This window comes from Pseudomonas sp. MWU13-3659 (assembly GCF_023757525.1).
Classification (GTDB): domain Bacteria; phylum Pseudomonadota; class Gammaproteobacteria; order Pseudomonadales; family Pseudomonadaceae; genus Aquipseudomonas; species Aquipseudomonas entomophila_E.
The window spans coordinates 17,416-42,505 of record NZ_JAMSHW010000007.1 but is presented as its reverse complement, the minus strand read 5'-3'; the positions used below and the strand labels follow the sequence as shown (position 1 = coordinate 42,505).

The window sequence follows — 25,090 nt, the reverse complement described above, 5'->3', positions numbered from 1 at the left end:
ACGGGATATGGCCGTTTGGACGATTACGCGTAGGAGCCGGCTTGCCGGCGAAAGGGCCGCCAAGCGGCCCCGCCTTCTGTCAGGCTTTCACCCCCGACCGGTCAACGCGCACCGCTAATTGTCCGGTACCCGCCGGTGCCTCGAACGCTACCTGTCCTCCCGCCGGCACCTTGCTCCGGCCAATCACCTTGCCTGCACGCAGCAACTCCAGCGGCATGCCTTCCAACGACTGGCCCGAAGCCAGCTCCAGTTTGATCCTGATGTTCATCTGTGACCTCCTTGTCACGCGTTGCGATCGATGTAGGTGGTTGCCTTGCCGTCGAGGCTGGCGATCAGTTCCGGCGAGCCGCCGCGGAACTGGCGGAACAGGTTGCGCCCGCGCTGCTTGACGTCCACCGGCACCTGCACGGTCGGATGGAACTGATCGGTCAGTTCGGCATAGGTGCTCCACGGGCCGATGTAGGACTCGTTGAGCTGTTCGGTCACGCTGAAGGCATAGCGCACGGCATTGCCGCGCTGCCAGTTGAGGCCATCGGGCTCGCGGCGCTGCCAGGCATTGGCGATGATCGCCGGTGACCCGGTCGGCGCCTCGATGTAGCCCGTGGGCTTGTTCGGCTTGTAGTCCTTGAGCAGCAGGTAGGTGCTCCAACCCCACCAGTCGGCGGTGCGGTTGCGGTCATTGAGGTCGTTGACGTCCTTGCGCCGCAGCACGGTCTTGCCGTCATTGAAGTACAGCGGGGCGAAGTTGCCGGGCACCAGGTCCTGCTCGGCGGCACGCAGGTCCGGCACCAGGCGCAGGGCGGCGTAATCCTTGGCCAGCGGCACGCGGCCGTCGACGAAGGCCTGGAACACTTCGTCGGCCGAGCGCTGCACGGCGCGCCCGACCTGGCGACGGTTGGCCACGTCGACCGTGTCGAAGTAGCGCTTGTCGCCATAGGCGCGCCATTGCTCGCCCTCGGCGTTGCGCACGGCCAGGCCGTACTTGCTGTCCTCGTCGTGCATGAAGCGCGCGATCAACGAGCCGACGTCGCTGGGGGTGACGGCGTCGGCCAGTGCCTTGCGCGGCACCCGCAGGTGGCCGGCGGAAAACAGGTCGGTGAGGAAGTGGTCGGCGAAGGCATTCATCGCATAGGCCAGTTGCAGGTCGCGCTCGTTGCCGCTGGCGTGCGCCTTCACGGCTTGCAGCAGGGCGCAGGCGTGACCCGCTTGATAGGCGAGCAGGGCCCAGGGGCCGAAATGGTCCCAGTTGCTGGCGGCCAGTTTCAGGTAGCGGCCCAGGGGGAACAGGTCGGAGGCGAAGCTGCCGCCGCCGGTGATGCGATTCCAGCGCGCCGAGAGGGTGTCGCCCAGCGCGTCATAGGCCTCGTGAGGTTGGCGGCCATCCTTGATGGCCTGGTTGGCGGCGCTGATCTCTTCCTGCATGACGGCCAGGATCGATTCGGCTTCGCTTTTGGCCGCAGGCAGGCGAGCGAGGGCGTCGAAGGCCTGGGTGAAGCGTTCGAGGCGTTCGGCCTCGTTGGCACCATCGGCGATCGGGCGCTCGGGCACGCCGTAGAAATCACCGCCCAGGGCGATCACCTGGCCGTAGGTCAGGCTCAGGCCGTTGGGCAAGGGCAGCGGCGACTGGTGGGCGGGGATGCCGGCTTGCCCGGCCTCGAAGCGCAGCAGGGTGTTGTCGCCGATGGCGGTGTGTTCCGCGCCTTCAAAGAACAGTTCCGGGCCACGCTTGGGGGGCGCGGGCGGTACGGCAAAGCGGTGGTACTTGAGTGTGTGGTGCCCGTGCATCACCAGCACCAGATGGCTGTCCGGGCCTGGGAGGGCGATGCCTTGCGTGTCGAATAGCTGGTCGAGGTCGGCGACCACCAAGCTGGCCTGGGCCTGAAGGGCCGCAGGCGGGGTTTGCATGCCTGACATGATTTGCTCCTTGCAATCTTGGAATTGTCCATTTTTATACTGTATGTATATACAGTAAAATTCACTATATGCTGGATTTTTCCTACGTCAAGGTCTGTTTGTGCGGGTAACCGGCACCTGCGGCGGGCGCAAGCCCCTGGCACTGACGTATGATTGCTCCCCTGACGAATACCCTCAGGATCGCGCTGCATGCTCGCCCTTCTCATCCAGACACTGAACATCACGGCACCTGTGTTCGCCATGCTGTTCATGGGCGTGCTGCTCAAGCGCATCCGCTTGATCGACGACAACTTCAACAAGGTCGCTTCGACGCTGGTGTTCAACGTGTGCATGCCGGCGCTGCTGTTCCTCGGCATCTACCACGCCGACCTGGCAACGGCGGTCAAGCCCGGGGTGATCCTTTACTTCATCGCCGCCACACTGGTGTGCTTCGGCCTGGCCTGGTGCCTGGCGATCTGGCGCTGCCCACCGGCAGACCGGGGCATCTACACGCAAGGCGCGTTTCGCGGCAACAATGGCGTGATCGGCTTGGCACTGGCGGCCAGCCTGTATGGCGACTACGGTATATCCCTCGGCGCGGTACTGGCCGGCCTGGTGATCCTCATGTACAACTCGCTGTCGGCCGTGGTGCTGGCGGTGTACAGCCCGGACCTGAAGTCCGACCCATGGAGCATCTGCAAGAGCATCCTCAGCAACCCGTTGATCATCAGCGTGCTGCTGGCCACGCCCATGGCCTATGGCCAGGTGCCGCTGCCCAATTGGCTGCTGACCTCGGGCGACTACCTGGCGCAGATGACCCTGCCGCTGGCGCTGATCTGCATCGGCGGCACCTTGTCGATGGCGGCGCTGCGCGACAGTGGCCGGCTGGCGTTCGACGTCAGCCTGGTGAAAATGGTCTGGCTGCCACTGCTGGGGACGCTGGGCGCCTGGTTGTGTGGCTTCCGTGGCGCGGAACTGGGCATCCTGTTCCTCTACATCGGCAGCCCTACCGCGGCGGCCAGTTATGTGATGGCGCGGGCGGCCAATGGCAACCACGAACTGGCTGCGTCGATCATCGTGATCACCACCTTGATGGCGGCGATCACCACGAACATCGGTATTTTCTTCTTGCAATGGGGTGGATGGATCTAGCCCATGACAGCAAGCAACACCAACAATACGGCCTCATTGAAAGGACACTTCATGCAAGACCAGAGCACGCCCGAGCAGTTGCAGCGCGGGCTGAAGAATCGCCATATCCAGCTGATCGCGCTGGGTGGCGCCATCGGTACCGGATTGTTCCTGGGCATCGCCCAGACCATCCAGCTGGCCGGCCCCTCGGTGCTGCTGGGCTATGCCGTCGCCGGCCTGATGGCTTTCCTGATCATGCGCCAGCTGGGCGAGATGGTGGTAGAGGAGCCGGTCGCCGGCAGCTTCAGCCACTTCGCCCACCAGTACTGGAGCGAGTTCGCCGGCTTCGTTTCGGGCTGGAACTACTGGGTGGTGTACGTGCTGGTCGGCATGGCCGAGCTCACCGCGGTGGGCATCTACGTACAGTACTGGTGGCCTGACTTCCCCACCTGGGCCACGGCGGCGATCTTCTTCGTGGCCATCAACGCCATCAACCTGACCCAGGTGAAGGTGTATGGCGAAATGGAGTTCTGGTTCGCCCTGGTCAAGGTGGTGGCCATCGTCAGCATGATCGGCTTCGGTGCCTGGCTGCTGAGCAGCGGCCACGGTGGCCCGGATGCCAGTGTCGCCAACCTCTGGCAGTACGGTGGCTTCTTTCCCAATGGCGTGACGGGTCTGGTCATGGCCCTGGCGGTGATCATGTTTTCGTTCGGTGGCCTGGAACTGGTGGGCATCACGGCCGCCGAAGCCGCCAACCCGCGTGAAAGCATCCCCAAGGCCACCAACCAGGTGGTCTACCGCATCCTGATCTTCTACATCGGCGCGCTGGCGGTGCTGTTGTCGCTGTACCCGTGGCAGAAGGTGGTGCAGGGCGGCAGCCCGTTCGTGATGATCTTCCACGAGCTGGACAGCGACCTGGTCGCGACCATTCTCAACATTGTGGTACTGACGGCGGCGCTGTCGGTGTACAACAGTTGCGTGTACGCCAACAGCCGCATGCTGTTCGGCCTGGCCGCCCAGGGTGATGCGCCGCGTCAGTTGCTCAAGGTCAGCCGCCGTGGCGTGCCGCTTACCGCATTGGGCGTTTCGGCGTTCGCCACCGGGCTGTGCGTGGTGATCAACTACCTCATGCCGGGCGAGGCGTTCGGCCTGCTGATGGCGTTGGCGGTGTCGGCGCTGGTGATCAACTGGGCGAGCATCAGCATCACCCACCTGAAGTTCCGCAAAGCCAAGCTGGCGGCTGGCATCACGCCGTTCTACCGCAGCTGGGGGCATCCGCTGACCAACTACCTGTGCCTGGCGTTCATCGTGCTGATTCTGGTGGTGATGTACCTGACGCCGCCGATCCGCATCTCGGTGATGCTGATCCCGGCGTGGATCGCTGTGCTGGGGGTGGCGTTCAAGATGAAGAAGGCGCGCCAGGCCCAATGATATAGCCAGTTTCGCCGGCAAGCCGGCCCCTACAGGGGCGTGCCATACCTGTAGGAGCCGGCTTGCCGGCGAAAGGGCCGGTGGCCACTCAGCTTTGGTAGCTGTCGATCACTTCCTGCGCGGCACGAAATGCATCGATCGCGGCCGGCACCCCGGCATACACCGCACAATGCAGCAGCGCCTCGCGGATCTCCTCCACCGTGCAGCCATTGTTCAGCGCACCGCGAACATGCCCCTTGAGCTCCTGCGGGCACTTGAGCGCGGTCAACGTGGCCAGGGTGATCAGGCTGCGCGTCTTCAGCGGCAGCCCCTCACGCGTCCAGACGCTGCCCCAGGCATGCTCGTTGACGAAGTCCTGAAGCGGTTGGGTGAATTCGGTCGCGTTGCCCAAGGCGCGGTCGACGAAGGCATCGCCCATCACCTGGCGACGGATTTTTTCCCCGCTCTGTTTCGAATCAGCCATGTTGTTTTCCTTAGTGTTGGCGGCGCCAGGCGCGAAGCGTGGTGCACAGCAGCACAACCCCGAGCACCGGCAGTGCATAGAACAGCATCAGTCGTTCAAGGCGCCCGGCCAGTGGCATGCCGGTGGTAAAGGCCACCACGTGCAGGCCATAGGCCAGGTAGAGACATAGGAACACCAGGCCTTCGGCACGGGTGACCCGGTAGCCGGAATAAAAGACCGGCAGGCACAGCGCCGCCACGCCGAGCATCACCGGCAGGTCGAAGTCCAGCGCATTGGGCGAGATCGACAGCGGCTCGGGAGTGACCAGCGCCGTCAGCCCCAGCACCGCCAGCAGGTTGAACAGATTGCTGCCGATCACCGTGCCCACCGCAATTTCCCGCTCACCGCGCAGGGCGGCGATCAAGGCAGCGGCCAACTCCGGCAGCGAGGTGCACACGGCGACCACGGTCAGGCCGATGATCCGCTCGGACAACCCCAGGTCGGTCGCCACTTCCACGGCGGCCTCCAGCAGCAGGTGGCCGGCCAGGCTCAGAAGGCCGAGCCCAAGGGCGATCTGCAGCAGCGCGCCGCTCCAGAAGCGTCCGGCGCTCGCATGGGCCGCACTGGGTGCCGGATAGGTGCGGGCATAGTGGCGCGATTGGTGCCAGAGCATGAGCAGGTAACCCAGCAGTGCGAGTAGCAGCACCAGGCCTTCGAGACGCCCCAGCTGGCCGTTGCTGGCCAGCAAGTAGACCAGGCCACTGGCGACGATCATCAGGGGGATGTCCAGGCGTACCAGTTGGCGTGAAACGCGCAGCGGAATGATCAGCGCCGCCAGGCCGAGGATCACCAGCACATTGAAGATGTTGCTGCCGACCACGCTGCCCACCGCGACGTCCGGGGCGCCCTGGTAGGCGGCCTGCAGGCTCACGGTCAACTGTGGCGCGGTACTGCCGAAGGCCACCAGGCTCAGGCCGATGATCAGCGGGCGCACATGCAGGCGGGTGGCCAGGCGCAGGGCTGCGCGCACCAGCAGTTCGGCGCCGATGATCAGCAGCACCAGGCCCAGGCCCAGTTGCAGAAGGCTGAAGGTGGGGAGGGTGGCCAGGTCGAAAATGGCGAGGGCTCCAGTCAGGTCAATCGCTCAGACCTTGTACCCGGACTCGCGCCGTTCCGCTACGGAGCATGCCGATTTTTTCTGCGGCTGCGCGTGAAAGGTCGATCAGCCGGCCACGGGTGTGGGGGCCTCGGTCGTTGATACGGACCACGACGCTGCGCTGGTTGGCGAGATTGGTGACCAGTACGCGGCTGCCGAAAGGCAGGCTGCGGTGGGCAGCGGTGAGGCCGTGCTGGTTGAAGGGTTCGCCGCTGGCAGTGCGTTTGCCATGGTGGCGGCTGCCGTAGTAGGAGGCGGTACCGGTTTCGTTGTAACCGCGGGGGTCGATGTCGTGGCTGGCGCAGCCGGCCAGAAAGGAGAAGAGGGTGAAGGTGGCGAGGGATCGCTTCAGCAATTCGGATGCTCCGCAAATGGGGCCGCTGTGCGGCCCATCGCGGATGAATCCGCTCCTACAGGTATGGCGTCATCAACTGTGTAGGAGCGGATTCATCCGCGATCGAGGGCGTCGCCCTCGCCGCGTTCTCAGATCACCCTTCGAGCTTGGCCTTGAGCAATTGGTTCACTTGCCCCGGGTTGGCCTTGCCCTTCGATGCCTTCATCGCCTGGCCGACGAAGAAGCCGAACATCTTGCCGCGCTTGGCTTCATCAGCCGCACGGTACTGTTCGACTTGTTCAGTATTGGCGGCGAGCATCTCGTCGAGCATCTTGTCGATTGCACCGGTATCGGTGACCTGCTTCAGGCCTTTGCTTTCGATGATGCTGTCGGCGTCGCCCTCACCGGCGGCCATGGCTTCGAACACAGTCTTGGCGATCTTGCCGCTGATGGTGTTGTCGCGGATGCGCAGCAGCATGCCACCGAGTTGCTCCGCGCTGACCGGCGACTGGTCGATCTCGACGCCCAGTTTGTTCAGCAGGCTGCCCAGTTCCACCATCACCCAGTTGGCCGCCAGCTTGGCGTCGCCACCGATGCTGACCACCTGCTCGAAGTAGTCTGCCTGTTCGCGGCTGGAAGCCAGCACGTTGGCGTCATACGCAGAGAGGCCGTACTGGCTCTGGAAGCGCTCGACCTTCTGTGTGGGCAGCTCCGGCAGGGCGGCGCGCACGCTGTCGAGGAAGCTTTGCTCGATGACCACCGGCAGCAGGTCCGGGTCGGGGAAGTAACGGTAGTCGTTGGCTTCCTCCTTGCTGCGCATAGGGCGGGTCTCGTCCTTGTTCGGGTCGTACAGGCGGGTTTCCTGCACCACCTTGCCGCCGTCTTCGATCAGGTCGATCTGGCGCTGGATCTCGCTGTTGATCGCGCGCTCGATGAAGCGGAACGAGTTGACGTTCTTGATCTCGCAGCGGGTGCCAAACTCGGTCTGGCCTTTCGGGCGCACCGAGACGTTGCAGTCGCAACGCAGCGAGCCTTCGGCCATGTTGCCGTCGCAGATGCCCAGGTAGCGCACCAGGGCGTGGATTGCCTTGACGTAGGCCACGGCTTCCTTGGCGCTGCGCATGTCCGGTTCGGAGACGATTTCCAGCAGCGGGGTGCCGGCACGGTTCAGGTCGATGCCGGTGGCGCCGTTGAAGTCTTCGTGCAGGCTCTTGCCGGCATCCTCTTCAAGGTGCGCGCGGGTCACGCCGATGCGCTTGATGGTGCCGTCTTCCAGGGCGATGTCCAGGTGGCCCTTGCCGACGATCGGCAGGTCCATCTGGCTGATCTGGTAGCCCTTGGGCAGGTCGGGGTAGAAGTAGTTCTTGCGCGCGAACACGTTGCGCGGCCCGATCTCGGCGTCGATCGCCAGGCCGAACATGCACGCCATGCGCACGGCTTCCTGGTTGAGCACCGGCAGCACGCCAGGCATCCCCAGGTCGACCAGGCTGGCCTGGGTGTTCGGCTCGGAGCCGAAGGTGGTGGCGCTGCCGGAGAAGATCTTCGACTGGGTGGCGAGCTGGGTGTGGATCTCCAGCCCGATAACAACTTCCCATTGCATGTGTGAATTCCTCAGAAGCCGTTAGGGGCGCGGGTGTGCCAGTCGGTGACTTGCTGGTAACGGTGCGCGATGTTGAGCAGGCGGCCTTCCTGGAAGTACGGGGCCAGCAACTGCACGCCCACTGGCAGGCCATCAACGAAGCCGGCCGGCATCGACAGGCCTGGCAGGCCCGCCAGGTTGGCGGTGATGGTGTAGACGTCTTCCAGGTAGGCGGCGACCGGGTCGGCGCTCTTGGCGCCGAGCTTCCAGGCCGGGTTGGGGGTGGTCGGGCCGAGGATCACGTCGACGTCGTTGAACGCAGCGACGAAGTCGTTCTTGATCAGACGGCGGATCTGCTGCGCCTTGATGTAGTAGGCGTCGTAGTAGCCGGCCGACAGGGCGTAGGTGCCGACCATGATGCGACGCTGCACTTCAACGCCGAAGCCTTCACCGCGGGAGCGTTCGTACAGGTCGGTCAGGTCCTTCGGGTCCGCGCAACGGTGGCCGAAGCGCACGCCGTCGAATCGCGACAGGTTGGAAGAGGCTTCGGCCGGGGCGATCACGTAGTACGCCGGGATGGCGTGCTGCATGTTCGGCAGGCTGATTTCCTTGACCACCGCGCCGAGCTTTTCCAACTCCTTGACGCTGGCCTGGACCAGTTCCGCGATACGCGGGTCGAGACCGGCGCCGAAGTACTCCTTCGGCAGGCCAATGCGCAGGCCCTGCAGCGAGGCGTTGAGGCCGGCGCTGAAGTTCGGTACCGGCTCGTCGACCGAGGTCGAGTCCTTGCTGTCGAAACCGGCCATGCCTTGCAGCAGCAGGGCGCAGTCTTCGGCGGTGCGGGCCAGCGGGCCACCCTGGTCGAGGCTCGAGGCGTAGGCGATCATGCCCCAGCGCGATACGCGGCCGTAGGTCGGCTTCAGGCCGGTGAGGTTGGTCAGCGCCGCCGGCTGGCGGATCGAGCCGCCGGTGTCGGTGCCGGTGGTGGCCGGCAGCAGGCGCGCGGCCACGGCGGCGGCCGAACCACCGGACGAGCCGCCTGGCACGTGCTCGAGGTTCCACGGGTTCTTCACCGCGCCGTAGTGGCTGGATTCGTTGGCCGAACCCATGGCGAATTCGTCCATGTTGGTCTTGCCCAGCGTGACCATGCCGGCTTCGGCCAGCTTGGCGACCACGGTGGCGTCGTACGGGGCGGTGAAGTTGTCGAGCATCTTCGAGCCGCAGCTGGTGCGTACGCCGTTGGTGCAGAACAGGTCCTTGTGGGCGATCGGTGCGCCGAGCAGCGCGCCGGTTTCACCGGCGGCGCGGCGGGCATCGGCGGCGCGGGCCTGGTGCAGGGCCTGCTCTTCGGTGATGGTGATGAAGCTGTTGAGTTGCGGGTCGAGCTGCTTGATGCGCGACAGCAGTGCGCCGGTCAGTTCTTCCGAGGAGAACGACTTGTCGGCGAGTCCGCGGGCGATCTCGGCCAGGGTCAATTGATGCATGGCAGGCGCTTTCCCTTAATCGATGACTTTCGGTACGAGATACAGGCCGTTCTCGGTCGACGGCGCGACGGCCTGGTAGCGGTCGCGCTGGTTGCTTTCGGTGACCTGGTCGGGACGCAGGCGCTGGGTGGTTTCCAGCGGGTGGGCCAGGGGCTCGATGCCGGTGGTGTCGACGGCTTGCATCTGGTCGACCAGCCCGAGAATACTGTTCAAGGCGTCGGTAATGCGTGGCAGTTCGCTTTCATTCAGGCCCAGGCGGGCCAGATGGGCGATCTTTTCCACGTCGGAGCGTTGAAGCGCCATGGGGATCTCCAGGGAAACGAAATGCGGAATGGGTCCGCAAATGAGGAACATGTCAGGATTCTGGCGGTCAAAGGGCCGCGATCATCGGCAGGCATGCTCGGAAAAACAGCCAATTTAACATATTGGCTCCTTGCCCAAAATCCCTGCCATTGTTAGAGTTTGCCGCACTTTTTTACCCACGCTTTCCCCAGGGTCACTTTCCCATGTTCAAGAAACTGCGTGGCATGTTTTCCAGCGATCTGTCCATCGACCTGGGTACTGCCAACACCCTTATTTACGTGCGTGAGCGCGGTATCGTCCTGAATGAGCCCTCGGTGGTTGCCATCCGTACCCATGGCACGCAGAAAAGCGTCGTCGCAGTCGGGACCGAAGCCAAGCGCATGCTCGGCCGTACTCCAGGCAACATCGCTGCCATTCGTCCGATGAAGGACGGCGTGATCGCCGACTTCAGCGTCTGCGAAAAGATGCTGCAGTACTTCATCAACAAGGTGCACGAAAACAGCTTCCTGCAGCCCAGCCCCCGTGTGCTGATCTGCGTACCCTGCAAATCCACTCAGGTAGAGCGTCGTGCCATCCGCGAATCGGCCCTCGGTGCCGGTGCCCGTGAAGTATTCCTGATCGAAGAGCCGATGGCTGCTGCCATCGGTGCTGGCCTGCCGGTCGAAGAGGCCCGTGGCTCGATGGTCGTCGATATCGGTGGCGGTACCACCGAGATCGCCCTGATCTCGCTGAACGGTGTGGTCTACGCCGAGTCCGTCCGCGTCGGCGGCGACCGCTTCGACGAAGCCATCGTCACCTATGTGCGTCGTAACTACGGCAGCCTGATCGGCGAATCCACCGCCGAGCGCATCAAGCAGGAAATCGGTACCGCTTATCCAGGCGGCGAAGTGCGCGAAGTCGACGTTCGTGGCCGCAACCTCGCCGAAGGCGTACCGCGTGCCTTCACCCTGAACTCCAACGAAGTGCTCGAAGCGCTTCAGGAATCGCTGGCGACCATCGTCCAGGCGGTCAAGAGCGCCCTCGAACAGTCTCCGCCGGAGCTGGCCTCGGACATCGCCGAGCGCGGCCTGGTGCTGACCGGTGGCGGCGCGCTGCTGCGCGACCTGGACAAGCTGCTGGCCCAGGAAACCGGCCTGCCGGTGATCGTCGCCGAAGACCCGCTGACCTGCGTCGCCCGCGGTGGTGGCCGTGCGCTGGAGATGATGGACAAGCACGCCATGGACCTGCTCTCCAGCGAGTGATCGCTGGCGCTGCAGCAGGCATCCAGGTTTACAGGTAGCACGCACAGTGCTACCTGTATGCGCTGTGCTGGCGCCCGTTCGGGCGTCGTTTCCGTCAATCCGCAAGCAGGCCGGTGCGTTGCCCCATGTCCCATGACCTCCTGAATTGTCGTCCACGAGGAACGGCCCATTAAACCGCTTTTCTCCAAGGGCCCTTCGCTGGGCGTTCGCCTGCTTGTGCTGGTGGTGCTGTCGGTCGCGCTCATGGTGGTCGACTCGCGCTTCGACCTGCTCAAGCCCGTGCGCAGCCAGATGGGCCTGGTGTTGATGGAATCCTACTGGATCACCGACCTGCCCCAGCGTGCGTGGCAGGGCGTGGCGAGCCAGTTCGGCAGCCGCACCGAGCTGATTGCCGAAAACGAGAAGCTCAAGACCGAAGCCTTGCTGCTACAGGGGCGGCTGCAGAAGCTGGCGGCCCTGACCGAACAGAACGTGCGCCTGCGTGAGCTGCTCAACTCCTCGGCGCTGGTCAACGAGAAGGTCGAGGTCGCCGAGCTGATCGGTGTCGACCCCAACCCGTTCACCCACCGCATCCTGATCAACAAGGGCGAGCGCGACGGCGTGTTCCTCGGCCAGCCGGTGCTCGATGCGCGTGGCCTGATGGGCCAGGTGGTCGAGCTGATGCCGTACACTTCGCGCGTGCTGCTGCTGACCGACACCACCCACAGCATTCCGGTGCAGGTCAACCGCAACGGCTTGCGCGCCATTGCCAGCGGCACCGGCAACCCGGAGCGCCTGGAACTGCGCCATGTGGCCGACACGGCCGATGTCAAGGAAGGCGACTTGCTGGTGAGTTCCGGCATGGGCCAGCGCTTCCCGGCCGGTTACCCGGTGGCCACGGTCAACGAAGTGATCCACGATTCCGGCCAGCCATTCGCCATCGTCCGCGCCATCCCCACCGCCGCGCTCAACCGCAGCCGCTACATGCTGCTGGTGTTCAGCGACCGGCGTACGCCGGAAGAGCGCGCCACCGAAGCGGCGATCGCCCAGGAAGAAGCCGACCGTCAAGGGGCCAACCATGGCCAGGCGCCCGCCACCCCGGCGACGCCTGCCCCGGCCAGCCAGACCGTGCCTGCGGCACCCGCCACGACGACCCCCGCACCGGCCCACCCGCCTGCCGCGCCCGCTCAACCCCGGAGACAATGAATGGCCAGCACCCGTAGCAGAAACGGCTGGGTCATCTGGGTGACGTTCGCCATCGGCCTGTTGCTCAGCGTTTCGCCCATGCCGCAGTTCATGGAAGTGTTCCGGCCCATGTGGCTGGCCTTGCTGCTGGCGTTCTGGACCCTGGCCGTGCCCAGCAAGGTCGGCATGACCACCGCCTTCGTGCTGGGTCTGGCCGAGGATGTGCTGTACGGCACCCTGCTGGGGCAGAACGCCCTGATTCTCACGCTCATCACCTTCCTCGTGCTGTCGTTGCAGCAACGCTTGCGCATGTTCCCCATGTGGCAGCAGAGCCTGGTGATCCTGGTGATCTTCGGCATCGCCCAGCTGATCCAGCTGTGGCTCAGCGCCCTGACCGGCAATCGCCTGCCAACGCTGGCGCTGGTCTGGCCTGCGGTGATCAGCGCCTTGCTCTGGCCCTGGATCAGCTTTGCCTTGCGCGGCCTGCGCCTGCGCCTGCATATCCACTGACGGCCGCCGCCACTGACAAGGAGATGTCTACATGCCCCAGCTGTACCTGGCCTCCGGGTCGCCACGACGGCGTGAACTGCTGACCCAGATCGGCGTGCCGTTCGTCGTCGTCAGTGCGCCCATCGATGAAACCCCGTTACCCGACGAGGCGCCGGCTGCCTACGTCGAACGCCTGGCGCAGGCCAAGGCCGTGGCGGGCTTCACCCAGACCGACGGCACCGGCGTGGTGTTGGGCGCCGACACGACTGTGGTGCTCGATGGCAACATCCTCGGCAAACCCGAAAACCGCGAGCAGGCACTGGCCATGCTCGGTGACCTGTCAAAACGCGAACACCAGGTACTGACCGCCGTGGCGGTGACCGATGGCCAGCGCAGCCTGAGCTGCTGCGTCGCCACCACCGTGCGCTTTCGTACCATCTCCTTCGAGGAAGCCTTGCGCTACTGGGCCAGCGGCGAGCCCCAGGACAAGGCCGGCGGCTATGCCATCCAGGGCCTGGGCGCGGTGTTCGTCAGCGGCATCGAAGGCAGCTATTCATCTGTGGTCGGCCTGCCCCTGAGCGAGACGGCGGAACTGCTCGAGCAGTTCGCCATTCCCTGCTGGCAGCTGCAAGGGGATGTCGCCCAGCGCTAGCCAGTCTTCCTGCTGCGATCCATCATTACCCCCAGACCTTTGACGAGAGCGTGCCATGAGTGAAGAGATCCTGATCAACATCACCCCGATGGAATCACGCGTGGCGGTGGTGGAGAACGGCGTCCTGCAGGAAGTGCACGTGGAGCGGACCCAGCGCCGCGGTATCGTCGGCAACATCTACAAGGGCAAGGTAGTGCGGGTGTTGCCAGGCATGCAGGCGGCCTTCGTCGACATCGGCCTGGAGCGCGCGGCGTTCATCCATGCCTCGGAGATCTCGCAGCGCGAAGGCTCGGCGGTGGAGACCATCACCGCGCTGGTCCACGAGGGCCAGGCGCTGGTGGTGCAGGTCACCAAGGACCCGATCGGCACCAAGGGCGCGCGCCTGACCACCCAGCTGTCGATCCCCTCACGCTACCTGGTGTACATGCCACGCAGCAGTCATGTCGGGATTTCGCTGAAGATCGAGGAAGAAGCCGAGCGCGAACGCCTCAAGCAAGTGGTCAACGACTGCATGGCCCAGGAAGACATGAAGGATGCCGGTGGCTTCATCCTGCGCACCGCCGCCGAAGGCGCCCGCGCTGAAGACATCCTCCAGGACATCCGCTACCTGCGCCGCCTGTGGGAACAGATTGGCGCGCAGATCAGCACCTGTGGCGCCCCCACCGTGATCTACGAGGACCTCGGCCTGGCGCTGCGCACGCTGCGCGACCTGGTCAACCCGAAGATCGAGAAGATTCGCATCGATTCGCGGGAGACGTTCCAGAAGACCACGCAGTTCGTCGCCGAACTGATGCCCGAGATCGCTGACCGCCTCGAACATTACCCCGGCGAGCGTCCGATCTTCGACCTGTACGGGGTCGAGGACGAGATCCAGCGTGCCCTGGAGCGCAAGGTGCCGCTCAAGTCCGGCGGTTATCTTGTAGTCGACCCGGCCGAGGCGATGACCACCATCGACGTCAACACCGGTGCGTTCGTCGGCCATCGCAACCTCGAAGAGACCATTTTCAAGACCAACCTGGAGGCAGCCACCGCCATCGCCCGGCAATTGCGCCTGCGCAACATCGGCGGGATCATCATCATCGACTTCATCGACATGGAGGACGAGGAGCACCAGCGCCAGGTCTTGCGTACCCTGGAGAAGCAACTCGAGCGTGATCACGCCAAGACCAACATCATCGGCATCACCGAGCTGGGCCTGGTGCAGATGACCCGCAAGCGTACCCGCGAAAGCCTCGAACAAGTGCTGTGCGAGCCATGTGCCGCCTGCCAGGGTCGGGGCAAATTGAAGACCCCTGAGACAATCTGTTACGAAATCTTCCGTGAGATCCTGCGCGAGGCCCGCGCCTACCAGGCCGAGGGCTATCGGGTACTGGCCAACCAGAAGGTGGTCGACCGCCTGCTCGACGAAGAGTCGGGCAATGTCGCCGAACTGGAAGCGTTCATCGGGAGAACCATTCGCTTCCAGGTCGAGTCCATGTACTCCCAGGAACAATACGATGTGGTGCTGCTCTGACCCGTTCTGAAGGCCGTCGCCCCCTACCAGGGCTGGCAAAGCCCGATTCCCCGGCCATAGTTAAGGGACGATTCGGAGGGCCTTGGCCATGGAACGTCTGATCCGCGTTCTGGGCGCCTTGACCCGCTGGGGGCTGGGCATCTGCGCCTTGCTGGCGGTGCTGGTGGCGCTGTATGTCAGCCTTGGGCGACAACTGGTACCCCTGGTCGCCGAATACCGCGCGGACGCCGAGCTCAAGGCCGAACAGGCCTTGGGCATGCCTGTGCATGTCGGCGTGCTGGAAGGACGCTGGAGTGGCCTGGCCCCGGTGTTGCGGGTGCGTGACCTGCAGTTGGGCGAGGGCACCGCATCGCTGCGCCTGGATGACGTCAAGCTGGTGCCGGACCTGTGGGCCAGCCTCAAAGCGCGTGAAGTGCGCCTGGCGCGAATCCAGCTCGCCGGCTTGCAGTTGATCCTGCGTGAAGACGAGCAAGGCACTTGGGCGCTTGAAGGCCTGCCGCACAAGGACGACGCGCCATTCGATCCGGCCGACGCGCTCAAGCGCCTGCGCCAGTTGGGGCGCATCGACCTGTTCGACAGCCAGGTCACCTTGCACCCGTGGCAGCGTGACCCGCTGACCCTGACCTATGTCAGCCTGGGTTGGCAGGCCGGTGCTTCGCGCCAGCGCCTGGATCTGCGGGCTACCTTACCTGACGGCCAGCCGCTGGCCATGAGCCTGGACAGCCGGGCCAGCGCCAAGGCGTGGCGCGAGGGGCGTCTGCAGGCCTACCTGAGCCTGCCGCAAAGCGACTGGGCTCGCTGGTTGCCGCCGCGCCTGCTGGGGCAGTGGCAAGCCAGTACGCTGCGTGCCGGCGGCGAATTCTGGATCGACTGGAACAAAGGGCAACTGCAGCAGGCGATGGTTCGCCTCAATGCCCCGCAACTCAAGGGAGCCTACGCCGAACGCAAGGCTGTCACCCTGGACAACCTGGCCTTGGCGGCCTGGTTCCAGCGCAAGGGCCAGGGTTTTGACGTGGCAGTCGACTCCCTGGCCATGAGCCTTGGCCAGACCCGCTGGGAATCCCACCTGCAACTGGCACAGCGCCTGGGCCAGAACCCTGCCGACGAAACCTGGCAGGTCCAGGCTGACCGCCTCGACCTGACGCCGCTGACCCCGTTGATCGATGCCCTGGCACCTTTGCCCGACAAACTCATGACCGTGGTCGACGCCCTCAAGGTGACCGGCTCGTTGCGCAACGTGCGCCTGGACATCCGCCCGAAGGCCGAGGGTGACCAGCGTCTGCAGTTCGCCGCCAACCTGGAGAAGGTCGGCTTCGACGCCTATCACGGCGCGCCGGCCGCCGGTAATGTCACCGGGGCGATCAGCGGTGATCTCGGGCATGGCGAACTGCGCCTGGACACTCAAGCGTTCATGCTGCATCTGTACCCGATCTTCGGCAAACCCTGGCATTACCCCAAGGCCAACGCACGGCTGACCTGGACGCTGGACAAGGACGCCTTCACCCTGGTCGCCCCCTATATCAAGGTGTTGGGCGACGAAGGCAAGATCGCCGCCGACTTCCTGATCCGCATCCATCTGGAGCCAGGCCATGAGGACTACATGGACCTGCGCGTCGGCCTCACCGAGGGTGATGGCCGCTACACCGCCAAGTACCTGCCCGAGGTGCTCAGCCCTGCCTTGGACGAGTGGCTGCGCAGCGCCATCGTCAAGGGCAATGTCGACGAAGGCTACTTCCAGTACCAGGGCTCGCTGAACCACGGTGCGCCACCCCATGCCCGCGATATCAGCCTGTTCTTCAAGGTGCACGACGCAGCCCTGGACTTCCAGCCGGGCTGGCCCCAGGTGCAGCAGGTCGAGGGCGACGTCTTCATCGAGGACACCGGTGTGCGGATCAAGGCCCGCCAGGGGCTGCTGCTCGACACCAAGGTCAGCGACGTGAGCGTCGACATTCCCCATGTCGAGGGCGACCAGCACAGCCACCTGTATCTCGATGGCGACTTCGATGGCAGCCTCGGCGATGGCCTGAAGATTCTCAAGGAAGCGCCCATCGGCACGGGTGAGATCTTCGCCGGTTGGGAGGGCGAAGGGCCGCTGCGGGGCAAGGTCAAGCTCGACATTCCCCTGGCCCACGGGCAGCGCCCCAAGGTACTGGTGGACTTCTCGACCGCCGACGCAACGCTCAAGGTTGCCCCACCGAGCCTGGAACTGAACCGCTTGAAGGGCGATTTCACCTTTGACTTCGACAAGGGGCTCAGCGGCAAGGGCATCACCCTGCAGGCTTTCGGCAAGCCGGTCACCGCGCAGATCGCCGCCGAAGGGCAGGGCGGGCAGATCCAGACGCGTATCAGCGCCACAGGCCAGGTCGGCCTCAAGGCCTTGACCGACTGGTTGAACTTCCAGCAAGCGCTGCCGGCTTCGGGTGATCTGCCCTACCAGTTGCAGGTGATGCTCGGAAGCCGTGACAACCGGATCACGGTCAATTCATCGCTCAAGGGCCTGGCCATCGATCTTCCGGCCCCCTTCGGCAAGGCCGCCGCGGACACCCGCGACAGCCGTTTCAGCCTCACCTTGCAAGGCCCCGAGCGGCGTATCGATGCCGGCTATGCCGACTTGGCCCGATTCGCCTACACCGCGCCTGCCGACAAACTGGCCCAGGGGCGCGGCGAACTGCTGTTGGGTGCCGGTGAAGCCAGCGTGCCGAGTGGCCAGGGCCTGCGTGTACGAGGGCGCCTGGAGGCCCTGGATCTGGCGCCCTGGCAACAGCAGATGGAGCGTTTCGCCGGGCAGGATCCAGGCGGTAGCGCCCGCCAGAACCTGCAGGGTGTCGACCTGAGCATCGGTCAGCTCAAGGCTTTCGGCATGGATCTCAACCAGGTGGTCGTGCGCCTGGCGCGTGGCGGCCAGGCCTGGGACCTGCGGCTGGACAGCAAGGAAGTCATTGGCAATGCACGTATTCCCGATGCCAAGGCCACGCCGATGACCATCCGCCTGCAGACCTTGCGCCTGCCGCCCGCCAACGCGACGACGGAAGAGCAGGCCGAGAATGCTCCGGATCCGCTGGCCGGTGTCGATCCGCGCAAGGTACCGCCGCTGGACCTGACCATCGACAAGATGTACCGCGGCGACGACCTGTTCGGCAGTGCGTCGGTGAAGTTGCGCCAGGCGTCGCGTGGCTTGTCGCTAGCGGACATCGACCTGGACCTCAAGGGGTTGCATATCGATGGCAGCGGCGGCTGGGAAGGCGAGCCCGGCAGTACGTCGAGCTGGTACAAGGGCCGCCTGGACGGCAAGAACCTGGCCGACGTGCTCAAGGCCTGGGGCTTTGCGCCGACCGTCACCAGTCGTGATTTCCGCATGGATGTCGATGGCCGCTGGCCGGGCTCGCCGGCCTGGGTCAGCCTCAATCGTTATTCCGGCAGCCTCGACGCCGCCCTGCGCACCGGCCAGTTCGTCGAAGTCGAGGGCAGTGCCCAGGCCCTGCGGGTGTTCGGGCTGCTCAACTTCAACTCCATCGGCCGCCGCCTGCGCCTGGACTTCTCCGACTTGTTCAGCAAGGGCCTGGCCTACGACCGGGTCAAGGGCCTGCTGGTGGCCAGCGAAGGGGTCTACGTGACCCGCGAGCCGATTACCGTGACGGGGCCGTCGAGCAACTTCGAGCTCGACGGCACCCTGGACTTCGTCCGCGACCGGGTCGACGCCAACCTGCTGGTGACCCTGCCGGTGACCAACAACCTGCCGCTGGCAGCGCTGATCATCGGCGCGCCGGCTGTCGGTGGCGCGTTGTTCCTGGTCGACCGCCTGATCGGCGACCGCGTGGCCCGCTTCGCCAGCGTGCACTACCGCGTAGAAGGGCCGGTGAAAGAGCCTAAAATCACGTTTGTGAAACCATTCGACAAGTAATGGCGGGGGTGGGCATGACGTCAGCAGTGATCCAGATGGTCAGCCAGGACGATATCCTGGCCAACCTGCAACGCGCCCGGGCACTGCTCGAGCAGGCCGCGGCCGGTGGCGCGCGCCTGGCGGTATTGCCGGAAAACTTCGCCGCCATGGGCCGCCGTGACGCCGCCGCCATCGGCCGCGCCGAGGCGCTGGGCGAAGGGCCGATCCTGCCGTGGTTGAAACAGGCGGCCCGTGACCTCAGGTTATGGATTGTCGCCGGCACCTTGCCCTTGCCGCCGGTTGGTCGGCCGGAGCACAAGGCCCACGCCTGCTCGCTGCTGGTCGATGAGCAGGGCGAAATCGCCGCACGCTACGACAAGCTGCACCTGTTCGATGTGGACGTTGCCGACAACCGTGGTCGTTATCGCGAGTCCGACGACTACGCCCACGGCGACCAGGTGGTGGTGGTCGATACGCCGGTCGGGCGTCTCGGTTTGTCGGTGTGCTATGACCTGCGCTTCCCCGAGCTGTACAGCGCCTTGCGCGCCGCCGGGGCCGAGCTGATCAGCGCACCGGCGGCGTTCACCGCGGTGACTGGCGCGGCGCACTGGGAAGTGCTGATTCGCGCAAGGGCCATCGAAACCCAGTGCTATGTGCTGGCGGCCGCCCAGGGCGGTGTGCATCCGGGCCCGAGGGAAACCCACGGCCAGGCGGCGATCGTCGACCCCTGGGGGCGGATCGTCGCGCAACAGGCGCGGGGCGAGGCAGTACTGCTGGCCACGCGCGACAGCGAAGAACAAGCGTCCATCCGGGCGCGCATGCCGGTGGTCAGCCACCGGCGCTTTTTCTCGCAGGACGCCTTGCGGCCTGCGCACACCTCGGAGTGACTATGAGCCAGATGTTATCCACCGTCAGCGAGCAGCTCCTGGCCCCGGGCGGCTTGACCCTCGACAGCCTGCAGACGGTGCTGGGCGAGTTGGCCGGCCCCGGCATCGACGCCGCCGACCTGTATTTCCAGGGCCAGATCTCGGAAACCTGGGCGCTGGAAGACGGCATCGTCAAGGAAGGCAGCTTTAACCTCGACCAGGGCGTGGGCGTACGTGCCCAGTCCGGCGAGAAGACCGGTTTCGCCTACAGCAACGCGATCAACCTCGAAGCACTCACCTCGGCGGCCCGTGCCGCCCGTTCGATTTCGCGCGCCGGGCAGAACGGCAAGGTGCAGGCCTTCCGCAGCCAGGACGTGACCGCGCTGTATGCCGCCGATAACCCCCTCGCGGTGCTCAGCCGTGCGGAAAAGGTCGAGCTGCTCAAGCGCGTCGACGCCGCCACCCGCGCCCTCGACCCGCGCATCCAGCAGGTCAGCGTGAGCATGGCCGGGGTTTGGGAACGCATCCTGGTGGCCGCCGCCGACGGCAGCCTGGCCGCTGATGTACGCCCGCTGGTGCGCTTCAATGTCAGCGTGATCGTCGAACAGAATGGTCGTCGTGAGCGCGGCGGGCAAGGCGGTGGCGGGCGTACCGACTATCGCTTCTTCACCGAGGAGCGAGTCATGGGCTATGCCCGTGAAGCGTTGCGCCAGGCGCTGGTCAACCTTGAAGCGATTCCGGCGCCGGCCGGCACATTGCCTGTAGTGCTTGGCCCGGGCTGGTCCGGTGTGCTGTTGCATGAAGCGGTCGGCCATGGTCTGGAAGGCGACTTCAACCGCAAGGGCAGTTCTGCGTTCAGCGGGCGGATCGGCGAAAAAGTCGCCTCGAGCCTGTGCACCATCGTCGACGATGGCACCTTGGAGGGCCGTCGCGGCTCGCTCAGTGTCGACGACGAGGGCACGCCCACCGAGTGCACGACGCTGATCGAGAATGGCGTGCTCAAGGGCTACATGCAGGACAAGCTCAATGCCCGCCTGATGAAGATGGCGGTCACTGGCAACGGCCGTCGTGAGTCCTACGCCCACCTGCCGATGCCGCGCATGACCAACACCTACATGCGTGCCGGCGAAAGCGACCCCGAGGAAATCATCCGGTCGGTGAAGAGGGGCATCTACTGCGCCAACCTCGGCGGTGGCCAGGTGGACATCACCAGCGGCAAGTTCGTGTTCTCCACCAGCGAGGCGTACCTGATCGAGGACGGCAAGATTACGGCGCCGGTGAAAGGCGCGACGCTGATCGGCAATGGTCCGGAAGCGATGCGTGGCGTGTCGATGGTCGGCAACGACCTGGCGCTGGACAGTGGCGTGGGCACGTGCGGGAAGGATGGGCAGTCGGTGCCGGTGGGGGTTGGCCAGCCGACCCTGAAGCTGGATGCGATTACCGTGGGTGGTACAGGGGCTTGAGGGCCATGGGGACCGCTTTGCGGTCCTTTCGCGGCACAAGGGCGCTCCTACAGTCTTGCGCGTTTTCTGTAGGAGCGGCCTTGTGCCGCGATGGGCTGCGTAGCAGCCCCCGAAACCAGGGCTCAGCGCAGGCCGCGCTGGGTCTCGTCGAGGTCGCGGATGTACTTGAACACTTTGCGCGCGGCGGCAGGTGGCTTGTTCCGCGCTTTTTCGTGCTGGGCATGACGGATCAGCGAGCGCAGGTGCTGGCGATCGGTGTCGGGGAACTCGTTGACGAAGCGTTCGAGGTCTTCGTCGTTACCGTCGATCAGGCGGTCGCGCCAGCGCTCAAGGCCATGAAAGCGCTCGTTGTACTGGCGGCTGGAGCTGTCGATCTGCTCGAGCACGGCGTGGATGGCGTCGAGGTCCTGGACGCGCATCAGCTTGCCGACGAACGACATGTGGCGTTTGCGGGCGCCATGGGCGGTGTGCCGGGAGGCCTCGTCCAGCGCCTTGCGCAGCTCGTCGGTCAGCGGCAGGCGCGCCAGGGTGTCGGCCTTGAGGGTGGTGAGGCGCTCACCGAGTTCGACCAGCGCATGCAGCTCGCGCTTGATCTGGGTTTTGCTTTTTTCGCCATCGAAGGCGTCGTCGTAAGAATCAACCATGGGGGCAGTCCGCAGGAAATCGCCGCCATGATAACCAGTCGGGGGCCGCTTGTCCGGCCCGGTCGTAGAATGACCCTAGCCGTACGCAGAATTTTCAGTGGAGAGAACCATGAGTGCAGTCCAGAGCGTAGGCCCCAAGGACCTGCCGGCGTTGCAGGAACAGGTCGAAGCGATTGTCGCCGAAGCGCGCCGCCAAGGGGCCAGTGCCTGCGAAGTAGCGGTGTCGCTGGAGCAGGGCCTGTCCACCACGGTGCGCCAGCGCGAGGTCGAGACCGTCGAGTTCAACCGCGACCAGGGCTTCGGCATCACCCTTTATGTTGGCCAGCGCAAGGGCTCGGCCAGCACCTCGGCCAGCGGTGCCGACGCCATTCGCGAAACGGTCGCGGCGGCGCTGGCGATCGCCAAGCATACCTCCGAGGATGAGTGCTCGGGCCTCGCTGATGCGGCGCTGATGGCGCGTGACATTCCGGACCTCGACCTCTATCACGACTGGGACATCGAGCCTGAAAAGGCCATCGAGATGGCGCTGGCGTGCGAGGCGGCTGCCTTCGACGCCGACAAACGCATCAAGAACGCCGACGGTACCACCCTCAATACCCACCAGGGCGTGCGGGTGTACGGCAACAGCCATGGCTTCATCGGCGGTTACGCCTCCACGCGCCACAGCCTGAGCTGCGTGATGATCGCCGAGAGCGAAGGCCAGATGCAGCGTGACTACTGGTACGACGTCAATCGCCAGGGTCAACTGCTGGCTGACCCACGCAGCATCGGTCAGCGCGCCGCTCAGCGTGCGGCAAGCCGCCTGGGCGCGCGCCCTGTACCGACCTGCGAGGTACCGGTGCTGTTTTCGGCGGAATTGGCGGGTGGCCTGTTCGGCAGCTTCCTCTCGGCGATTTCCGGCGGCAACCTGTACCGCAAGTCCTCGTTCCTCGAAGGCACCCTTGGCCAGCGCCTGTTCCCCACCTGGCTGACCCTCGACGAACGCCCACACCTTCCGCGTGCGCTGGGCAGCGCGGCATTCGACGGCGATGGCCTGGCTACCTATGCCAAGCCGTTCGTCGACAAGGGCGAGCTGGTGTCGTACATCCTGGGTACCTATTCCGGGCGCAAGCTGAAGTTGCCAAGCACCGCGAACTCCGGTGGCGTCCACAACCTGTTCGTCACCCATGGGGTCGAGGACCAGGCCGCGTTGATCCGCCGCATGGGTCGTGGCCTGTTGGTGACCGAGCTGATGGGGCATGGCCTGAACATGGTCACGGGGGATTACTCCCGTGGCGCGGCGGGCTTCTGGGTCGAGCATGGCGAGATCCAGTTCCCGGTTCAGGAAGTGACCATCGCCGGTAATATGAAGGATATGTTCCAGCAGATTGTGGCGATCGGCAGCGATATTGAAACCCGTAGCAATATTCATAGTGGTTCGGTGTTGATCGAGCGGATGACTGTCGCGGGAAGTTGACATGCAGGTTCCATTCGCCGGCAAGCCGGCTCCTACGGAGGTCAAGGTAGGAGCCGGCTTGCCGGCGAACAGATCCGAACCGCGACCGCGGTTTTCCGAGCCGGCCATCGAGCCGGCTTATTTGTTTATCGCGGCAAGCTTGAAGTGATTCTGATTATCATCTAATAATGAATATCATTACCCAGTAACCTGGCGATGACGTTCATGAAATCCGTTCTCCACGAACTGCCCTACCTGGAAAACTGGCGCTGGCTCAGCCGGCGCATCCGTTGCGCCCTCGAACCTGATGAGCCGCGCCTGATCGAGCACTACCTGGCCGAAGGCCGCTACCTGGTGTGCTGTACCGAAACCTCGCCCTGGACCGTGGCCCTGACCTCCTTCCGCCTGCTGCTGGATACCGCCTGCGACCGCATGCTGCCCTGGCATTGGCGCTGCCTGTGCCTGGACCAGGCCTGGCGCCCACTGCTCGACCTGCGCACCCTCGATCGCCGCGCACACAACCAACGCTGGCAACCCTACGCGATGCAGCTCGCCAATTGCGTGCTGCTGCCGTCGATCTCTCCCGAAGAACTGATGCAAGGACTTGAAGATGAGTGATACCCGTATCGAGCGCGACAGCATGGGTGAATTGCAGGTGCCGGCCCAGGCCCTGTATGGCGCCCAGACCCAGCGCGCGGTCGACAACTTCCCGATCAGCGGCCAGCCGATGCCGGCGCAATTCATCCGCGCACTGCTGCTGGCCAAGGCAGCAGCGGCCAAGGCCAATATCGAGCTGGGGCAACTGAGCACAGGGCAGGGTGGTGCGATCGTCAAGGCCGTGGAGCAACTGTTGGCCGAGGACTTCATTCGGCATTTCCCGGTGGATGTGTTCCAGACCGGCTCCGGCACCAGCTCGAACATGAACGCCAACGAAGTGATCGCCACCCTGGCCAGCTGTGTGCTGGGCGAACTGGTCAATGCCAACGACCACGTCAACTGTGGCCAGAGCAGCAACGACATCATCCCCACCACCATCCATGTCAGTGCTGCCCTGGCCTTGCATGAACAGTTGCTGCCCGCCTTGCGTCATCTGGTCCAGGTGATCGATGCCAAAGCTGTCGAAGTGCATCAGTACGTGAAGACCGGCCGCACCCACCTGATGGACGCCATGCCGGTGCGCATGAGCCAAGTGCTCGGTGGTTGGGCCGCACAGATCAAGGGCGCCCTGGCGCATATCGAGTCCACCCTGCCGAGCCTGCAGGCCTTGGCCCAAGGCGGAACCGCGGTGGGAACCGGGATCAACGCGCACCCACAATTCGCGGCAGGCTTTGCCCGTCAGCTGAGCGGTTTGACCAAGATCGAGTTCACGCCGGGCCAGAACTTGTTCGCCCTGATCGGCTCCCAGGACACTGCCGTGGCACTGTCGGGCCAGCTCAAGACCACTGCGGTGGCACTGATGAAGATCGCCAACGACCTGCGCTGGATGAACTCCGGCCCACTGGCCGGCCTGGGTGAAATCGAGCTGCAGGGCTTGCAGCCGGGCTCCTCGATCATGCCTGGCAAGGTCAACCCGGTGATCCCGGAGGCTACTGCCATGGTTGCCGCGCAAGTCATCGGCAACGACGCCACCATCGCCGTGGCGGGGCAGTCGGGCAACTTCGAGCTGAACGTGATGTTGCCGGTGATCGCCCGCAACCTGCTGGAAAGCATCGAGCTGATGGCCAACGCCAGCCGTCTGCTGGCCGACAAGGCCATCGCCAGCTTCAAGGTCAACGAAGGCAAGCTCAAAGAGGCGCTGTCGCGCAACCCGATCCTGGTCACCGCGCTGAACCCGATCATCGGTTACCTCAAGGCCGCCGAGATCGCCAAGACCGCCTACAAGCAGGGCCGCCCGATCATCGACGTGGCACTGGAGCATACCGACCTGTCGCGCGATCAGCTCGAAGCCCTGCTGGATCCGGAAAAACTCACCGCCGGCGGCATCTGAGCC

General features: G+C 64.8%; 22 protein-coding genes. 13 read left to right on the top strand and 9 right to left on the bottom strand.

Annotated features, from left to right (window positions below; genetic code table 11):
• Positions 1-79: 79 nt before the first annotated feature.
• Complete coding sequence (locus tag NGM28_RS11070; protein WP_240065600.1) at positions 80-268, bottom strand: hypothetical protein; 189 nt, start codon at positions 266-268, stop codon at positions 80-82.
• A gap of 14 nt (positions 269-282) precedes the next feature.
• On the bottom strand, positions 283-1,914 hold the full coding sequence (locus NGM28_RS11065; RefSeq protein ID WP_252090143.1) for a phospholipase: 1,632 nt from the start codon (positions 1,912-1,914) through the stop codon (positions 283-285).
• A gap of 189 nt (positions 1,915-2,103) precedes the next feature.
• On the opposite strand from NGM28_RS11065, the gene NGM28_RS11060 reads away from it, so the two are divergent.
• On the top strand, positions 2,104-3,045 hold the full coding sequence (locus NGM28_RS11060) for an AEC family transporter (protein ID WP_011532389.1): 942 nt from the start codon (positions 2,104-2,106) through the stop codon (positions 3,043-3,045).
• A gap of 51 nt (positions 3,046-3,096) precedes the next feature.
• Positions 3,097-4,455, top strand: a complete 1,359-nt coding sequence (locus tag NGM28_RS11055) for an amino acid permease (protein ID WP_240065602.1) — start codon at positions 3,097-3,099, stop codon at positions 4,453-4,455.
• Between the two features lie 88 nt (positions 4,456-4,543).
• Here NGM28_RS11055 and NGM28_RS11050 read toward each other — a convergent pair whose 3' ends face one another.
• The 6 genes from NGM28_RS11050 to gatC all read right to left on the bottom strand — a co-directional run bounded on the left by NGM28_RS11050 (position 4,544) and on the right by gatC (position 9,753).
• Positions 4,544-4,918: a carboxymuconolactone decarboxylase family protein gene (locus NGM28_RS11050; protein WP_240065603.1), complete on the bottom strand. Its 375-nt coding sequence runs from the start codon at positions 4,916-4,918 to the stop codon at positions 4,544-4,546.
• Between the two features lie 10 nt (positions 4,919-4,928).
• Positions 4,929-5,972, bottom strand: coding sequence for a calcium/sodium antiporter (locus NGM28_RS11045; protein WP_252090288.1), 1,044 nt, complete (start codon positions 5,970-5,972; stop codon positions 4,929-4,931).
• Between the two features lie 61 nt (positions 5,973-6,033).
• Positions 6,034-6,408 (bottom strand): septal ring lytic transglycosylase RlpA family protein, encoded by a 375-nt coding sequence (locus tag NGM28_RS11040; RefSeq protein WP_252090142.1) that lies wholly within the window; start codon positions 6,406-6,408, stop codon positions 6,034-6,036.
• 133 nt (positions 6,409-6,541) lie between these two features.
• On the bottom strand, positions 6,542-7,987 hold the full coding sequence (gene gatB / locus NGM28_RS11035) for an Asp-tRNA(Asn)/Glu-tRNA(Gln) amidotransferase subunit GatB (protein WP_240065605.1): 1,446 nt from the start codon (positions 7,985-7,987) through the stop codon (positions 6,542-6,544).
• Positions 7,988-7,998: 11 nt separating this feature from the next.
• Entirely contained in the window at positions 7,999-9,450 is a 1,452-nt protein-coding gene (gatA, locus tag NGM28_RS11030; protein ID WP_240065606.1) for an Asp-tRNA(Asn)/Glu-tRNA(Gln) amidotransferase subunit GatA, read from the bottom strand.
• A gap of 15 nt (positions 9,451-9,465) precedes the next feature.
• Positions 9,466-9,753 (bottom strand): Asp-tRNA(Asn)/Glu-tRNA(Gln) amidotransferase subunit GatC, encoded by a 288-nt coding sequence (gene gatC / locus NGM28_RS11025; RefSeq protein ID WP_240065607.1) that lies wholly within the window; start codon positions 9,751-9,753, stop codon positions 9,466-9,468.
• A 203-nt stretch (positions 9,754-9,956) separates the two neighbouring features.
• Here gatC and mreB point away from each other — a divergent pair, with 203 nt between their 5' ends.
• The 8 genes from mreB (at position 9,957) to tldD (ending at position 21,021) form a co-directional block, all read left to right on the top strand.
• Positions 9,957-10,994 carry a rod shape-determining protein MreB gene (mreB, locus tag NGM28_RS11020; protein ID WP_011532397.1) on the top strand — a complete coding sequence of 346 codons (1,038 nt, stop codon included), beginning with the start codon at positions 9,957-9,959 and terminating at the stop codon, positions 10,992-10,994.
• A 168-nt stretch (positions 10,995-11,162) separates the two neighbouring features.
• A complete protein-coding gene (mreC, locus tag NGM28_RS11015; RefSeq protein WP_430624212.1) occupies positions 11,163-12,179 on the top strand; it encodes a rod shape-determining protein MreC in 1,017 nt (338 codons plus the stop codon).
• Positions 12,180-12,668, top strand: coding sequence for a rod shape-determining protein MreD (gene mreD, locus NGM28_RS11010; RefSeq protein WP_213659732.1), 489 nt, complete (start codon positions 12,180-12,182; stop codon positions 12,666-12,668).
• A 31-nt stretch (positions 12,669-12,699) separates the two neighbouring features.
• A complete protein-coding gene (locus tag NGM28_RS11005) occupies positions 12,700-13,299 on the top strand; it encodes a Maf family protein (RefSeq protein WP_252090141.1) in 600 nt (199 codons plus the stop codon).
• A gap of 55 nt (positions 13,300-13,354) precedes the next feature.
• Positions 13,355-14,812, top strand: a complete 1,458-nt coding sequence (gene rng, locus NGM28_RS11000) for a ribonuclease G (RefSeq protein WP_011532401.1) — start codon at positions 13,355-13,357, stop codon at positions 14,810-14,812.
• A gap of 88 nt (positions 14,813-14,900) precedes the next feature.
• Positions 14,901-18,713: a YhdP family protein gene (locus tag NGM28_RS10995; protein ID WP_252090140.1), complete on the top strand. Its 3,813-nt coding sequence runs from the start codon at positions 14,901-14,903 to the stop codon at positions 18,711-18,713.
• 14 nt (positions 18,714-18,727) lie between these two features.
• Positions 18,728-19,579: a carbon-nitrogen hydrolase family protein gene (locus tag NGM28_RS10990; RefSeq protein WP_011532403.1), complete on the top strand. Its 852-nt coding sequence runs from the start codon at positions 18,728-18,730 to the stop codon at positions 19,577-19,579.
• Between the two features lie 2 nt (positions 19,580-19,581).
• Positions 19,582-21,021 carry a metalloprotease TldD gene (gene tldD, locus NGM28_RS10985; RefSeq protein ID WP_252090139.1) on the top strand — a complete coding sequence of 480 codons (1,440 nt, stop codon included), beginning with the start codon at positions 19,582-19,584 and terminating at the stop codon, positions 21,019-21,021.
• Between the two features lie 122 nt (positions 21,022-21,143).
• Here tldD and yjgA read toward each other — a convergent pair whose 3' ends face one another.
• The gene (gene yjgA, locus NGM28_RS10980) at positions 21,144-21,665 is read right to left on the bottom strand and encodes a ribosome biogenesis factor YjgA (RefSeq protein WP_011532405.1); all 522 of its coding nucleotides are present in this window, start codon (positions 21,663-21,665) and stop codon (positions 21,144-21,146) included.
• Between the two features lie 109 nt (positions 21,666-21,774).
• On the opposite strand from yjgA, the gene pmbA reads away from it, so the two are divergent.
• The 3 genes from pmbA (at position 21,775) to NGM28_RS10965 (ending at position 25,087) form a co-directional block, all read left to right on the top strand.
• A complete protein-coding gene (gene pmbA / locus NGM28_RS10975; protein ID WP_240065611.1) occupies positions 21,775-23,121 on the top strand; it encodes a metalloprotease PmbA in 1,347 nt (448 codons plus the stop codon).
• Positions 23,122-23,316: 195 nt separating this feature from the next.
• Entirely contained in the window at positions 23,317-23,718 is a 402-nt protein-coding gene (locus NGM28_RS10970) for a FagA protein (protein WP_240065612.1), read from the top strand.
• Positions 23,711-25,087, top strand: a complete 1,377-nt coding sequence (locus NGM28_RS10965; protein WP_252090138.1) for a class II fumarate hydratase — start codon at positions 23,711-23,713, stop codon at positions 25,085-25,087. Before NGM28_RS10970 ends, NGM28_RS10965 begins: the two co-directional genes overlap by 8 nt.
• The last annotated feature ends 3 nt before the right edge of the window (positions 25,088-25,090 follow it).